Source organism: Kribbella sp. NPDC048837 (assembly GCF_055586945.1).
In genome coordinates, this window is the sequence record NZ_JBVJHF010000001.1 from 444,575 (window position 1) to 459,163 (window position 14,589).

Below are 14,589 nucleotides of genomic sequence, written 5' to 3' on the forward strand. Positions count from 1 at the left end.
CCGGCTAGGCGAAGATCTCGCGGTAGACCTTGGCGAGTTTGTCCGGGGCGTGGTGGAGGTGGCGGTCGTCGTCGGCGATGTCGGCGATGACCACCTCCGCGCCGAGGGATTCCGCCGTACGGCGCAGGGACGCGGGATCCGGGACGTGGCCCGCGTCGGCGAGGACGACGTCGATGCGCAGCTCGGGGGCGTGCGCGGCCAGCACCTCGAGGTGGGTCTCGGGTGAGAAGCCGTCGGTCTCGCCCTTCTGCTCCCCCAGGTTGAGCGTCAGCAGCCGGCGGGCGCTGGTCTGCTCGAGGGCGCGGGACAGCGCGGGCACCAGCAGGTTGGGGATCACCGACGTGAACCACGAGCCCGGGCCCACCACGACCCAGTCGGCTTCCGCGATCGCCACCAGGGCCTCGGGGCACGCGGGCGGGTCGGCCGGATCGAGCGCGACGTCGACCACCTGCCCCTCGGTCGTCGCCACCTCGGCCTGACCGCGGATCTCGGTGATCACCTCCGGATGCTCCGGATCCAGCCCGAGCACCCGCGCGGTGATGTCCAGCGGTACGGCGGACATCGGCAGCACTCGCCCTTGCGCGCCGAGCAACCGGGCCACCCAGTCGAGTCCGTCGACTGCTTCGCCGAGCAGCTCCCACAACGCGACGATCAGCAGGTTGCCGACCGCGTGGTCGTGCAGCTCACCGTTGCTGCGGAAGCGATGCTGCAGTACGTCGGCCCACGTCCGGCCCCACTCGTCGTCGCGGCACAGCGCGGCCAGCGCCATCCGCAGATCACCCGGTGGCAGGACGCCGAGCTCCCGGCGGAGGCGTCCGGACGATCCACCGTTGTCGGCGACGGTGACGACCGCGGTCAGCTGGTCGGTGACGTGACGAAGCGCGGACAGGGAGGCGGCCAAGCCATGTCCCCCACCCAGTGCGACAACCCTGGGAGCCCGAGTCACTCCCGCCCCAGATCCCGGTGTACGACCAACGTCGGTGACCCTCTCTCACGCAGCCTGCGGGCGATCTCCTCGGCCATCGCGACGCTGCGGTGCTTTCCCCCGGTGCAGCCGATCGCGACGGTGACGAAGCGCTTGCCCTCGTTCAGGTAGCCGGTCCGCAGGGTGTCCAGCACGTCCACGTAGTTGCGCAGGAACTGCTGGGCCAGCGGATGGCCGAGGACGAAGTCTGACACAGGCTTGTCCTGCCCGGTCATCGGGCGCAGGTCGGGCTGCCAGTACGGGTTCGGGATGAAGCGCATGTCGGCGACCACGTCGGCGTCGACCGGGATCCCGTACTTGAACCCGAACGACACCACGGTCGCCCGCAGCTCGGCGTTCTCCTCGTCGCCGAAGGCGTTCACGATCTTCGCGGCGAGCTGGTGGATGTTCAGGTTCGAGGTGTCGATGACCAGGTCCGCGCCGGCCCGGATGTCGCCGAGCAGCTCGCGTTCGCGCTGGATGCCGGTCAGCAACCGGCCCTCGCCCTGCAGCGGGTGCGGCCGCCGGACGCTCTCCTGCCGGCGCACGATCACGTCGTCGGAGGCCTCGAGGAACAGCGTCAGCGGCCGGTAGCCCTTCAGCCGCAGGTCGTGGATCGCCGAGCTCAGCTCCTCGAAGAACAAGCCGGTCCGGACGTCGACCACGACCGCGAGCCGTGGTGCCGCGCCGCTGCCGACGACCTGCTCGACCAGGGTGGTCAGGAACATCGGTGGCAGGTTGTCCACGACGAACCAGCCGAGGTCCTCCAGTACGTCGGCGACGGAGCTTCGTCCCGCGCCGGACATCCCGGACACGATGATGAGGTTGCCGCCAGTGTCGTCCATCAGCTCTCAGTTCTCCCTGGGTCCCCGTCGGGCGCCCCGGCCGGCGCCGGGACGTCGTCGCCCAGTATCTCGCCCGTGGCCGTGTTCACCGACGGCGCCCGGCCGGTTTCGGCCTTCGTTGCCGCAGCGTTCACCGCGAGTACGACGGACTCCGCGGTCCGCCGGCCGAATCCGGGCAGGTCGGCGACCTCGTCGATGGTGGCCCCACGCAACTTCTTCAGCGAGCCGAAATGCCGCAGCAGCGTCTTCCGGCGGACCTCGCCGAGCCCGGGGACCTCGTCCAGCACGCTCTCCACCATCGACTTCGACCGCCGGTTGCGGTGGTGGGTGATGGCGAACCGGTGCGCCTCGTCGCGCAGGCGCTGCAGCAGGTACAGCCCTTCGGACGTGCGGGAGAAGATGACCGGGTCCTCCTCGTCCGGCACCCAGACCTCTTCGAGTCGCTTGGCCAGGCCGACGACCGGGATGTCGCCGAGCCCGAGCTCGTCCATCGCCTGCCGTGCGGCCGCGACCTGCGGCGGACCACCGTCGACGACGACCAGTCCGGGCGCATAGGAGAACTTGCGCGCGCGCCCGGTCTCCGGGTCGATCAGGGCGGCCGAAGGATCCTCGTCCTCCTGCAGCGTGGCCCGCTCGTCGAGCAGTCGCCGGAACCTCCGGGTCAGCACCTCGGCGATGGACGCGACGTCGTTCTGCCCGTCCACCCCCTTGATCACGAACCGGCGGTACTCGCTCTTGCGAGGCAGGCCGTCCTCGAAGACGACCATCGAGGCGACCACTTCGGTCCCCTGCAGGTTCGAGACGTCGTAGCACTCCAGCCGCAGCGGCGCCTCGGGCAGGTCGAGCGCGGCCTGGATCTCCTCGAGCGCCTGGTTGCGGGTGGTCAGATCGCTGGCCCGCTTGGTCTTGTGCATGGTCAGCGTCTGCAGCGCGTTCCGCTCGACCGTCTCCATCAGAGCCTTCTTGTCGCCGCGCTGCGGGACCCGGATCGAGACCCGCGCGCCGCGGATCCCCTCGAGCCACTCGGTCAGCGCGTCGGCGTCCTCCGGCATGGTCGGGACCAGGATCTCCCGCGGGATCGCGTCGACCGAGTCGTCGGCGTACATCTGCTGGATGAAGCGGGAGACGAGGTCGCCGGTGGTCGCCGTACCGTCGGCCTTGTCGGCGATCCAGCCGCGCTCACCGCGGATCCGGCCGCCGCGGACGTAGAAGATCTGGACGGCGACCTCGAGCGGGTCCTCGCTGAGCGCGATCACGTCGGTGTCGGTGCCGTCGCCGAGGACGACCGCGTTCTTGGCCAGCGCCTTCTCCAGGGCGGCCAGGTCGTCGCGGATCTTCGCGGCCCGCTCGTACTCCAGCTCGGCCGCCGCGGCCTTCATCTCCTTCTCCAGCCGACGCACGTACGTCGCGGTCTGGCCGGAGAGGAACGCGGCGAAGTCGTCGACGATCTTGCGGTGCTCCTCCTGGCTCACCTGACCGGTGCAGGGCGCCGCGCACTTGCCGATGTAGCCGAGCAGGCAGGGCCGGCCGATCTGGCGGTGCCGGTTGAAGACGCCCTTGCTGCACGAGCGCATCGGGAACACCCGCAGCAGCAGGTCGACGGTCTCCCGGATCGCCCACGCGTGGCTGTAGGGACCGAAGTACCGCACGCCCCTCTTCTTCTGGCCCCGGCCGACCATCACCCGCGGGTAGTCCTCGTTGAGGGTGATGGCGAGCCACGGGTACGACTTGTCGTCGCGGTACTTCACGTTGAAGCGCGGGTCGTACTCCTTGATCCAGGAGTACTCCAGCTGCAGCGACTCGACCTCGCTGGCGACCACGGTCCACTCGACCTTCGAGGCCGTCGTCACCATCGCCTGGGTGCGCGGGTGCAGGTTGACCAGATCCTGGAAGTACGACGACAACCGGGCCCGCAGGTTCTTCGCCTTGCCGACGTAGATCACCCGCCCGGCGGAGTCGCTGAAGCGGTACACACCAGGCGAGTCGGGAATCGACCCGGGAGCGGGACGGTAGGAGGACGGATCAGCCACCCGACCACCCTAGTTCGGGATGCCGACAAATCCGGAATTCCGCGAAAGTCTCAAAGGCGACTTCAATGACAGACTTGAAGGCATGACTGTTGAAGAGATGGATCGACTGATCCGCGCCGACGACGGCATCCGGGTCCTCGAGGCCCCCGGACGCGATGAGCTGTCCCAATGTGCACTGCACGACTTGTTCTACCTTTACGACCCGGCGGCCGACCTGCCGCCGGAGCGGCAGCAGCCGTTCGCCACCATCGTCACCGGCGACCACTACGAGCACGTCTCCCGGCTCGACGAGCCCGGCGCCTGGCGGCTCAACCTCGGCCTGACGAAGGCGACGTACACGTCGTTGTTCGGTCCGGTGCCGACCGAGCGCGACGCCGACTGGGTGCTGGACTCCGGACATGACTACTCCGAGCGGGACAAGTTGATGCCACATCCGTTCTACGCCTCACAGCACTGGGTGTGCATCGTCTCCCCCACCGAACTGGCGCCACTGCGGCCACTGCTGACGGAGGCGTACGAGTTCGCCGCCCGCAAGTACGCCAACCACGCGGCCCGCCAAACCCAGTGAACGTTGCGGTCGTGTTGCGGGTTGGACCATAAGCCCGGTTTGACCCCCGGTTGGGATGAGCGCGGAACCTAGCCTGTCACGCAGGGTAGATCGGCAGGACCTTTGCGTGAGGCAACCGGGCCTTGCGCTGACTCGAGGGAGTTCCGCCCATGTTCCCCACCATCCGCGGACCGCGTGCCGTGCTGGGCGCGGTCGCCGCGTCCGCGCTCGCCGTCACCGGGATCGTCGCCACCGCGGCCGGGAGTGACGCAGCGCAGACCACCGCGGTCACCATCCGCGGCGCCGGCAGCCCGGAGGCCGTCCCCGGCAGCTACATCGTCGTTCTGAGCGGCCGGCGTTCGCAGGCCGAGACCAGGGCCACCAACGCGAGCCTGGCGACCAGCTACGACGTCAAGGTGCGCGATCAGTACGACGCCTCGATCAAGGGCTTCTCCGCGAACATGAGTGAGGACCAGGCCAGGAAACTGGCCGCGGACAAGCGCGTCGCCTACGTGCAGCAGAACCAGCGGATCACCGTCGCCCAGGACGACCCGCCGTGGGGCCTGGACCGGGCCGACCAGCGCGACCTGCCGCTGGACAAGAAGTACGAGGCGTCCACCACCGCGGACAACGTCAACGTCTACGTGATCGACACCGGGATCTACGCCGCACACAAGGACTTCGGCGACCGGGCCTCGGTCGGCACCGACACCGTCGGCGACGGCCAGAACGGCGTCGACTGCATGGGCCACGGCAGCCACGTGGCCGGCACCATCGCGGGATCGACGTACGGCCTGGCCAAGGGCGCCAAGGTGTTCGGCGTCCGGGTGCTCGACTGCAAGGGCTCCGGCACGACCGAGACCGTGGTGGCCGGGATCGAGTGGGTGACCAAGAACGCGAAGAAGCCCGCGGTGGCGAACATGAGCCTGGGCGGCGGCGCCGACGACGCGCTGGACGCGGCGGTGAAGGCGTCGGTCGACTCCGGCGTCACCTACGCCGTTGCTGCCGGCAACGAGAGCGCGGACGCCTGCCAGAGCTCGCCGGCCCGTGAGCCCTCGGCCATCACCGTCGGCGCGACCGACGACCATGACCAGAAGGCGACGTTCTCCAACTGGGGCAAGTGCGTGGACCTGTTCGCGCCGGGCGTCGACATCACCTCGGTCGGCATCACCGACCCCGACGCGACCGCCAAGATGAGCGGTACGTCGATGGCCACGCCGCACGTGGCCGGTGGGGTCGCGCTCTACCTGGCCGACCACCCGGACGCGACGCCGGCCGATGTCGCGACCACCCTGGTCGGCGCGTCCACGCCGGACAAGGTCGGCGACCCGGGCACAGGTTCCCCGAACAAGCTGCTGTTCGTCGGCAAGGTCGACCCGACGCAGAAGTAACCGTCACCTGACCACGAAGGGCCCGGCCTCGGGGTGGCCGGGCCCTTCGCGTGCGCTCAGGCGGACTGAACGATATTGCTGCCTTCCACGGCCACGGCCACCGCGGGGAGCGGCGACTGGGCCGGCCCACTGACCGGGCTGCCGTCGGCAATGCTGAAGTGGCTGTTGTGGAACGGGCAGACGATCTGCCCACCCTCGACCGATCCGATCGGGTTGCCCTGGTGAGTACAGACCGCGGAGAAGCCCTTGTACTGGCCCGCGGTCGGCTGGGTGACCACGACCTTGGCGTCCTTGAACACCTTCCCGCCACCGACCGGTACGTCGGACGTCGGGCCGAGGACCGTCCCCCCGCTGGCCGGCGCGCTGGAGGACGGCGCACTCGAGGACGGTGCGCTCGAGGACGGCGCGGTGCTCGTCGGGGCCGAACTGGTGCCGGTCGTGGCCGGCGCGGCGCTGGCGCCGCCCCCGCCCGCTTCGTCGCTGCCACCGCAGGCGGCGAGGATCGGGGCGCTGGCACCCGCCAGCGCGACCATCGCCGCGCAGCGGAGCACCGACCGCCGATCCCGCAGCGCCTCGGGCGCGGCTGCGCCGGACGGCTGCGTCGTGGGTGGTGCCGACATGGTGTCATCGCTCATGAATCTGGACCTCCAGGAGCCTGCGGGTCAAAGTAGTTGAACGCTTTTGCATCTTTGTTGTAGCCGACCCATCCAAACCGGCCGGATACCGAGTCAAACGACCGGATCAGCCGATCGGTTCAACCATCCACGGATTCAACCGCCGTTTGAGAGTTCGCTGTGAATCAGCTGACAGCGCGCGTGACCGGCCCGCGGGACGCGGGCGGCCTTCGTCCTCCTTGTGGAACCGATGCGCGAGACACTGCAGTGGTGGCAGAGGTCGAGACATGACGAGCACGAGCGAAAGTTTCGCTGTTGTCGAGGTGATCGCGGATCTCGCGCCGATCTGGCTACCCGGCTGTGTCGTGGACACCGAGGAGCGTACGGTCGAGGTCGGTTGGGGACGAGGCGCAGTGCAGATGTCCGCGGTCGTGGGCGTCGGCGAGATCGTCGATCGTTGCCTTCAGCTCCCCCATCGACGATGGCCGGAACAGATCGAGGCCTGGTTGCGGGCCGTCGTCGCCGAAGGCGAGCTCGCCACCGAGGAACACCGGTACGGCGACGTCGCCGAGCGGCAGCGCGCTCTGCTGGTGCAGCGCGGCTGGTCGGCGCGGACAGCCGGCCCGGTCGCGGACGCGTTGATCCCGTTCGGCGAACACTTCGAGGTGGTGGTGTTCATCCGAACGGGCGTGGAGCTCCGGCGACTGACCGTCGTACGGCGGTCGATGCTCGGGCTGGGCGATCCGGGCGTGCCGTCGCCGGTGCAACTGAGTCTGACGGAGATCGCGGACCTGGAGCCGGTCGACCACGACGGGTTCGCCGTCCTCAGCCGGGACGGCGATCCGCTGGTGTCGATGGCGATCGTCGACCGGGAGCACTTGTTGCCGCAGGCGGCATTGGGGGCGGGGGTGCTGGTCGGCGTGCCACGGTTGTGCACCGTTGCCTACTGCGCCGCCGATGCCGGACAGGATGAGGCCGACGCGTTGGCGCGGTTCGTCACCCAGACCTACCGTGACGCGCCGGACCAGTGCTGCCCGGATCTCTTCTGGTTGCAGGGTGACCGGATGGTTCAGGTGCCGGTGACGCTGGCGACACCGCCGACCGTCGTACTGCCGTCTGCCTTGAAGCCGCATCCGCGCCGGACCTGGCTGCGGCAACTGTTCGGCCAGGTCTTCGGCCGCTGAGCGTCAGCTGGCGGCGCGTCTCCTCGCCGGCGCCTTCTTGGCCACGGTCTTCTTAGCAGTGGCCGTCTTCTTCGCAGCCGTTGTCTTTGCGGGCGTGGTCTTCTTGGCCGCCACCGTCTTCTTGGCGGGTGCCGACTTCGCCGCCGCGGCCTGCTGCTTCGCGCTCGGCTTGGCCGCGCGACCCGCGAGGATCTCCGCGAGGAACTCACCCGTGTACGACGCCGGGTTCGCCGCGACCTCCTCCGGCGTACCTTCCGCGACCAGCGTGCCGCCCCGGCGTCCGCCGTCCGGGCCGAGGTCGATGATCCAGTCCGCGGTCTTGATCACGTCGAGGTTGTGCTCGATCACCAGCACCGAGTTGCCCTTGTCCACCAGGCCGCCGAGGACGCCGAGCAGCTTGCGGATGTCCTCGAAGTGCAGGCCGGTCGTCGGCTCGTCCAGCACGTAGACCGTCCGTCCGGTCGAGCGCCGCTGCAGCTCGGACGCCAGCTTCACCCGCTGCGCCTCACCACCGGACAGTGTCGGCGCGGGCTGCCCGAGCCGGACGTACCCGAGGCCGACCTCGACGAGCGTCGTCAGGTGCCGCGAGATCGCCGGGATCGCGGCGAAGAACTCCGACGCCTCCTCGATCGGCATGTCGAGCACGTCCGCGACCGTCTTGCCCTTGTAGTGCACCTCGAGCGTCTCGCGGTTGTACCGCGCGCCGTGGCACACCTCGCACGGCACGTAGACGTCGGGCAGGAAGTTCATCTCGATCTTCAGCGTGCCGTCACCCGAGCAGGCCTCGCACCGGCCGCCCTTGACGTTGAAGGAGAACCGGCCCTGCTGGTACCCGCGGACCTTCGCCTCCGGCGTGTCCGCGAACAGCTTGCGGACGTGGTCCCAGACTCCGGTGTACGTCGCGGGGTTGGAGCGCGGCGTCCGTCCGATCGGTGACTGGTCGACGTGGATGACCTTGTCGACCAGCTCCATCCCGGAGATCTTCGTGTGCCGGCCCGGCACCGCGCGAGCGCCGTAGATCTGCCGCGCGAGCGATGTGTAGAGGATGTCGTTGACCAGCGTCGACTTGCCCGAGCCCGACACTCCGGTGACGGCGACGAACACCCCGAGCGGGATGGTCACGTCGATGTCCTTGAGGTTGTTCTGCCGGGCGCCGTACACGGTCAGCTCGCGGCCGTCGGTCAACGGGCGCCGGACCGGGGGGATCGGGATCTCCCGCCGGCCGGACACGTACTGACCCGTGATCGAGTCCGGGTGGTTGCGCAGGTCCTCGACCGTGCCGGACACCACGACCTGGCCACCGTGCTCACCGGCACCCGGGCCGATGTCGACCACCCAGTCGGCGTGGTCGATGGTGTCCTCGTCGTGCTCGACGACGATCAGCGTGTTGCCCAGCTCCTTCAGCCGGATCAGGGTGTCGATCAGCCGCCGGTTGTCCCGCTGGTGCAGACCGATCGACGGCTCGTCGAGCACGTACAGGACGCCGACCAGTCCGGAGCCGATCTGGGTCGCCAGCCGGATCCGCTGCGCCTCGCCACCGGACAGCGAACCCGCCGGCCGGCTCAGCGCCAGGTAGTCGAGCCCGACGTCGAGCAGGAACCGGAGCCGCTCCCCGATCTCCTTGACCACCCGCTCGGCGATCTGCTTCTCCCGCGGCGACAGCTCCATCTGCACCAGGAACGCGTGCACCTCGTCGATCGACATCGCGCTGATCTCGGCGATGTTCTTCCCGCCGAGGGTGACCGCGAGCGAGATCGGCTTCAGCCGCGCACCGTTGCAGGCCAGGCACGGCACCTCGCGCATGTACTCCTCGAAGCGCTCCCGGCCGGTGTCGCTGGACGCCTCCGCGTGCCGGCGCTCGACGTACGGGATCACGCCTTCGAAGGTGGTGTAGTACGAGCGCTCGCGGCCGTAGCGGTTCTGGTACGAGACGTGGACCTGCTTGTCGTGGCCGGTGAGCAGCGACTTCTTAGCCTTCGCCGGCAGCTCGCCGAACGGCGTGCTCGTCTTGATCTTCAGGTCCTTCGCCAGCGCGGTCAGCAGGCGCTCGAAGTACTGCGAGACGTTCTGGCCGGACCAGGGCTGGATCGCACCCTCGTCGAGGGACTTCGACGGGTCCGGGATCAGCAGCTCCGGGTCGACCTCCATCCGGGTGCCGAGACCGGTGCACACCGGGCAGGCGCCGTACGGCGAGTTGAAGGAGAAGGACCGTGGCTCCAGCTCGTCGATCGCGAGCGGGTGATCGTTCGGGCAGGCGAGCTTCTCGGAGAACCGGCGCTCGCGGTGCGGGTCGTCCTCCGGGAGGTCGACGAAGTCGAGCACGACCAGACCGCCGGCCAGACCGAGCGCGGTCTCGACCGAGTCGGTGAGCCGCTGCTTGGCCGAGCTCTTCACCGCGAGCCGGTCGACGATCACCTCGATGGTGTGCTTCTTCTGCTTGTCCAGCTTCGGCGGCTCGGTCAGCTGGATGACCTCGCCGTCCACGCGAGCGCGCGAGAACCCCTGACCGGTCAGCTGGCGGAACAGGTCGACGTACTCCCCCTTGCGGCCGCGCACGACCGGCGCGACCACCTGGAAGCGGGTGCCCTCCTCGAGCTCCAGCACCCGGTCGACGATCTGCTGCGGGGTCTGGCGCGCGATCGGCTCACCGCACTCCGGACAGTGCGGGCGACCGGCCCGGGCGAACAGCAGCCGGAGGTAGTCGTAGACCTCGGTGATCGTGCCGACGGTGGAGCGCGGGTTCCGTGAGGTGGACTTCTGGTCGATCGAGACCGCCGGCGACAGACCTTCGATGAAGTCGACGTCGGGCTTGTCCATCTGGCCGAGGAACTGCCGCGCGTACGCCGACAGCGACTCGACGTACCGCCGCTGGCCCTCGGCGAAGATCGTGTCGAAGGCCAGGCTGGACTTCCCGGACCCGGACAGGCCGGTGAAGACGATCATGGCGTCCCGCGGCAGGTCGACCGAGACGTCCTTCAGGTTGTGCTCACGCGCTCCGCGCACGATCAGACGGTCAGACACAAGCTCACTCTCAGCCGTTCTCGAGGGGTATGCGGGACATGCCCGGTCATGCTAACGAGGCCCACCGACAAAAACTTCCGGCGCCGGATCCTGCCATCACCTTCGAAAGTATATTCGATCGCGGAGAGTGGTTCTGGCAACCCGGCCGGATGTGACCTGGCGGGTCCGGAGTGCGAGGATCGGCGGTATCACCGACATCTTGGGAGGGCGCATGCCGGAGTACCACGGGAACGTCAAGGTCGGCGGCCCGGCGCAGACGCACGAGCTGGCCAATCTGATGATCACCAAGGTCGCGGTCGGGCCGATGGACAACAACGCCTACCTGCTGCGCTGCCGGCAGACCGACGAGCAGGTCCTGATCGACGCCGCCAACGAGGCGGACACGCTGCTCACGCTGATCGGCGACGGCGGCATCGCCCGGGTCGTCACGACCCACCGGCACGGGGACCACTGGCAGGCGCTCGCCGAGGTCGTCGCCCGGACCAGCGCCACCACGGTCGCGGGCCGGTACGACGCCGAGGGCATCGAGGTCCCCACCGACCAGCTCGTCGACGACGGCGACCACATCTCGGTCGGCAAGTGCACCCTGCGCGTCATCCACCTGGTCGGCCACACCCCCGGCTCGATCGCCCTGGTGTACGACGACCCGGACGGTGCCCCACACCTGTTCACCGGCGACTCGCTGTTCCCCGGCGGCGTCGGCAACACCCAGGGCGACGCCGAGCGGTTCACCTCACTGCTCGACGACGTCGAGAGCAAGCTCTTCGGCACCCTCCCCGACGAGACCTGGGTCTACCCCGGCCACGGCTCGGACACCACCCTCGGCACCGAGCGCCCGCACCTGAAGGAGTGGCGCGAGCGCGGCTGGTGAGAGGTTCGATCGGGACTCGAGCGCGTCGAGTCGTCGCTCGGGACCGCACTGACGATCCGGCGTGACGGCGCGTCGCGATGAGATCACCCACAACGGACGATGCACGCCGGTCCGGAGGCTCCTTATCGTCGGGGCAACGGCGCGATGGCTGCGCAGGGAAGGAAGCCTCCGATGCGTTCCTCGTTCGACAAACTCATCTCGTGGACCGGCTTGTTGCTCGCCGTGACTCTGTTGCTGGCCGGCGCCCTGCTGACCTGGGCCTACGTGTTCATCAACAACGAGGTCGAGGGCCAGCTGTCCATCCAGGGCATCACGATGCCTCAGGGGCAGGCGCTGGAGTCGCTGCCCCAGGAGGACCGCGACGCGCTCGAGCAGTACGCCGGCAGCCCGCTGGACACCGGCCCCGAGGCCAAGGCCTACGCCGACCACTACATCCTCGTGCATATGAACGCCGCCTCCAACGGCCGCACCTACCAGGAGGTCAGCGGCGCGTACCAGGCCATGAGCCCCGCAGAGAAGGCCTCCCCGCAGGGTCAGGTGGTCGCCGGACTGCGCGAGACCTTGTTCCAGGGCAACACGTTGCGCGGTCTGCTGCTCTACGGCTACGCGTTCGCGACGATGGGCACCATCGCCGGCATCGCGGCGATCGCTGCGTACATCGTTGCGATCATCATGCTGGTTCTCGGCGTGCTGGGCCTACGCCACGCCCGCCGGGCCGCGGCAGCGGAGCAGGCGAGCCCGACCGGCTCGCGGGGTGGCGAGTCCAGCGCCCAGGCCTCACCGCCCATCACGACCTGAGACACCTCAGAACGGGACACGATGAGTGCGACGCCGGTGCCGGATCAGCACCAGCGTCGCCCCTCCGCACTGAGCGCCCCCACCCCGCCGATCGGCTGGTGAAGCGCTAGATCCGCGAGCGCGCCGCTTCCACCTGCTCGCGGACGTTCACAGCGCCGACCGAGGCCGCCAGCTCGGCCGCCTCGTCAGCCAGTGCATGTGCGTCGTCGGAGCGCCCTTGGGCGGTGGCCACGTAGACGAGGCCGACCAGGTTGGCCGCCACGCCGGCAGTGAAGCCGAGGGTACGGCGGAGTGCGGTGGACTCCTCGAGGAGCGCGCGGGCGTCGTCGAGATCACCGGCCATGTGGGCGGCGACGCCCAGGTGGCGGAGGGCGTAGGAGAGGGTCAGCTGGTCGCCGGTCTTTCTGGCCAGTTCGCTCGCAACAGTGAGGGGTGGGACGGCGGAGGTGTTGTCGTCGCGGACGACCTGGTGGAAGCAGCCGACCCAGAACTGGGCGTCCGCTTCGCCGCGCTCGTCACCCAGGGCGCGGTAGAGGTCGGCCGCCCGCTCGAAGGCCGGCAGCTCCTCGGAGTTCTCGACATGGGTCTCCAGGTAGCGGCCGTGCATGATCCGGCCACGACCGATCAGCAACGCGGCCTCGACCGCGTCGAGCTCACGATCGGCCTGCGGCAGTCCGGCGTACTCGCCGTTGAAGATCGCTCGCTCGTACAGTTCCTTGGCCCGCACCAACTGTTCCATCCGGCAGATCCTAGGCTGCCGGCGTGAGCAACTTCGCCGAATACGAGCCGGACGCCGGCCGGCAGGTCCCTGACAGTCCGGTCGAGATCCGCCCGATGGGCGCCGACGACCTCGACACCTGCGCCGAACTGATCGTCTCGCGCACCGGCGGACCCGTCGCGGAGCGCCGAAGCCGCCTGCTGTCCGACCTCCACGATCCGACCCGCTACTCCGTCGTCGCTTGCGTCGGGACCGAAGTCGTCGGCTACGCCGCCGTGATCCACCACGAGATCTCCCCCGACGACCCGCCAACCACCGCCCCCACCGGCTACTACCTCGTCGGGCTGATCGTGTCCCCCCACTGGCGACGCCACGGCATCGGCGAGCTTCTCACCACCGAACGCATCCGCTGGACGGCAGAGCGCTCCGACGCCGTCTACTACTTCGCGAACCTCGCGAACAGCCCAATCCTCGACCTCCACCAGAGCTTCGGCTTCACCGAGGTCACCCGCGACTTCACCTTCCCCCGCGCCCCTCTCAAACCCGGCACCGGCGTCCTCCTCCGCGCCGAACTGAGCTAGCGGTCGGTCAGTTCGGTGGGGTGGGCTATGACATCCACGAGGGCGTTGTTGCGGATGGCGGTGATTTCGGTACGGCGCGAGATGGCGTCGGCGAAGAGCAGTCGCTGGAGGGACTGGGCGTCGCGGAGCTGTACGCCGTCGACGGCGAGCACCAGGTCGCCGGTGCGGAGGCCCGCGTCGGCGGCCGGGCTGTTCGCGATCACCTCGACGACGCGCAGGGCCGTGCGCTGGTCGAACCGCTCGGCCAGCGCGGGGCGCAGCGGCGCCGGCGTCGTGACGAGTCCGAGGTACGCGCGGCGCACCCGGCCGTCATGCAGCAGTGAGTAGATGATCCGGCGCGTGGTCGGGTTGACCGGAACCGCCAGACCGAGCCCGATACCGGCCACCGCGGTGTTGATGCCGACCACCCGGCCGTTGCCATCGGCAAGCGCTCCGCCAGAGTTGCCCGGATTCAGCGCCGCATCCGTCTGGATCACGTCCTCGATGATCCGCTGCGCCGATCCGCTCCGCACCGGCAGCGCCCGGCCGAGCGCGCTCACCACACCCGCGGTCACACTCCCGGCCAGCCCCAACGGGTTGCCCACGGCAACGACGAGGTTCCCGACCTTCAGGTGGTCGGCGTCGCCGTACTCCGGCGGATCCGGGATCTCCCGGTCGGCCCGCAGTACGGCGAGATCGGACAGCCGGTCGACCCCGACCACCCGGGCCTGTGCCGTCGTCCCGTCCGCGAAGTCGGCGGTCGCCTGCTCACCCTCACCGACCACATGCGCGTTCGTCAGCAGGTGCCCGTCGCCGGTCAGCACCACGGCCGACCCGGACGAGTCGCCGCGCCGGCTGTGGATCCGCAGGCTCGCCACCCGCGGGATCAGGTGCTCGGCCACGCCCGAGACCACGCGGGAGTAAGCGTCCAGTACGTCGTCGTCGGCCATCTCGTCAGCCATGATCCAACCTCCCGAATTACATCATTACACCGCAAGCAAGCCCGGGCCATCGAGTGAGGCGGCCCACAATCCTGACCGATCGGT

At 69.3% G+C, this 14,589-nt stretch carries 13 protein-coding genes; 6 read left to right on the top strand and 7 right to left on the bottom strand.

Annotation, left to right across the window (positions count from 1 at the left end; genetic code table 11):
* Nucleotides 1-4: 4 nt before the first annotated feature.
* From ACZ6O0_RS02175 to uvrC, 3 genes are read right to left on the bottom strand one after another with little or no spacing between them, the layout of a single operon-like run.
* Nucleotides 5-946 (bottom strand): gluconeogenesis factor YvcK family protein, encoded by a 942-nt coding sequence (locus ACZ6O0_RS02175; protein WP_465762968.1) that lies wholly within the window; start codon nucleotides 944-946, stop codon nucleotides 5-7.
* Complete coding sequence (gene rapZ / locus ACZ6O0_RS02180) at nucleotides 943-1,809, bottom strand: RNase adapter RapZ (RefSeq protein ID WP_465762969.1); 867 nt, start codon at nucleotides 1,807-1,809, stop codon at nucleotides 943-945. The genes ACZ6O0_RS02175 and rapZ overlap by 4 nt, the downstream gene beginning before the upstream one ends.
* A complete protein-coding gene (gene uvrC / locus ACZ6O0_RS02185; RefSeq protein WP_465762970.1) occupies nucleotides 1,809-3,839 on the bottom strand; it encodes an excinuclease ABC subunit UvrC in 2,031 nt (676 codons plus the stop codon). The genes rapZ and uvrC overlap by 1 nt, the downstream gene beginning before the upstream one ends.
* An 82-nt stretch (nucleotides 3,840-3,921) precedes the next feature.
* On the opposite strand from uvrC, the gene ACZ6O0_RS02190 reads away from it, so the two are divergent.
* Together ACZ6O0_RS02190 and ACZ6O0_RS02195 are read left to right on the top strand one after the other, a co-directional pair.
* On the top strand, nucleotides 3,922-4,407 hold the full coding sequence (locus ACZ6O0_RS02190; protein WP_465762971.1) for a DUF6194 family protein: 486 nt from the start codon (nucleotides 3,922-3,924) through the stop codon (nucleotides 4,405-4,407).
* Nucleotides 4,408-4,556: 149 nt separating this feature from the next.
* Nucleotides 4,557-5,777 (top strand): S8 family peptidase, encoded by a 1,221-nt coding sequence (locus ACZ6O0_RS02195; RefSeq protein ID WP_465762972.1) that lies wholly within the window; start codon nucleotides 4,557-4,559, stop codon nucleotides 5,775-5,777.
* Between the two features lie 56 nt (nucleotides 5,778-5,833).
* Here the strand turns inward: ACZ6O0_RS02195 and ACZ6O0_RS02200 are convergent, their stop codons facing one another.
* Nucleotides 5,834-6,412: a Rieske (2Fe-2S) protein gene (locus tag ACZ6O0_RS02200; RefSeq protein ID WP_465762973.1), complete on the bottom strand. Its 579-nt coding sequence runs from the start codon at nucleotides 6,410-6,412 to the stop codon at nucleotides 5,834-5,836.
* 266 nt (nucleotides 6,413-6,678) lie between these two features.
* Between ACZ6O0_RS02200 and ACZ6O0_RS02205 the strand changes: the two genes are divergently transcribed.
* Nucleotides 6,679-7,575 carry a hypothetical protein gene (locus ACZ6O0_RS02205; RefSeq protein WP_465762974.1) on the top strand — a complete coding sequence of 299 codons (897 nt, stop codon included), beginning with the start codon at nucleotides 6,679-6,681 and terminating at the stop codon, nucleotides 7,573-7,575.
* A gap of 3 nt (nucleotides 7,576-7,578) precedes the next feature.
* Here the strand turns inward: ACZ6O0_RS02205 and uvrA are convergent, their stop codons facing one another.
* A complete protein-coding gene (gene uvrA, locus ACZ6O0_RS02210; RefSeq protein ID WP_465762975.1) occupies nucleotides 7,579-10,596 on the bottom strand; it encodes an excinuclease ABC subunit UvrA in 3,018 nt (1,005 codons plus the stop codon).
* Nucleotides 10,597-10,807: 211 nt separating this feature from the next.
* On the opposite strand from uvrA, the gene ACZ6O0_RS02215 reads away from it, so the two are divergent.
* Both ACZ6O0_RS02215 and ACZ6O0_RS02220 read left to right on the top strand, forming a co-directional pair.
* Complete coding sequence (locus ACZ6O0_RS02215) at nucleotides 10,808-11,467, top strand: MBL fold metallo-hydrolase (protein WP_465762976.1); 660 nt, start codon at nucleotides 10,808-10,810, stop codon at nucleotides 11,465-11,467.
* Between the two features lie 171 nt (nucleotides 11,468-11,638).
* Nucleotides 11,639-12,265 (top strand): hypothetical protein, encoded by a 627-nt coding sequence (locus ACZ6O0_RS02220; RefSeq protein ID WP_465762977.1) that lies wholly within the window; start codon nucleotides 11,639-11,641, stop codon nucleotides 12,263-12,265.
* Nucleotides 12,266-12,371: 106 nt separating this feature from the next.
* Here the strand turns inward: ACZ6O0_RS02220 and ACZ6O0_RS02225 are convergent, their stop codons facing one another.
* Complete coding sequence (locus ACZ6O0_RS02225) at nucleotides 12,372-13,004, bottom strand: tetratricopeptide repeat protein (RefSeq protein ID WP_465762978.1); 633 nt, start codon at nucleotides 13,002-13,004, stop codon at nucleotides 12,372-12,374.
* A gap of 23 nt (nucleotides 13,005-13,027) precedes the next feature.
* Between ACZ6O0_RS02225 and ACZ6O0_RS02230 the strand changes: the two genes are divergently transcribed.
* A complete protein-coding gene (locus tag ACZ6O0_RS02230) occupies nucleotides 13,028-13,564 on the top strand; it encodes a GNAT family N-acetyltransferase (RefSeq protein ID WP_465762979.1) in 537 nt (178 codons plus the stop codon).
* Here the strand turns inward: ACZ6O0_RS02230 and ACZ6O0_RS02235 are convergent.
* Entirely contained in the window at nucleotides 13,561-14,505 is a 945-nt protein-coding gene (locus ACZ6O0_RS02235) for a S1C family serine protease (RefSeq protein WP_465762980.1), read from the bottom strand. The two genes, ACZ6O0_RS02230 and ACZ6O0_RS02235, sit on opposite strands and share 4 nt — an antisense overlap.
* Nucleotides 14,506-14,589: the final 84 nt, after the last annotated feature.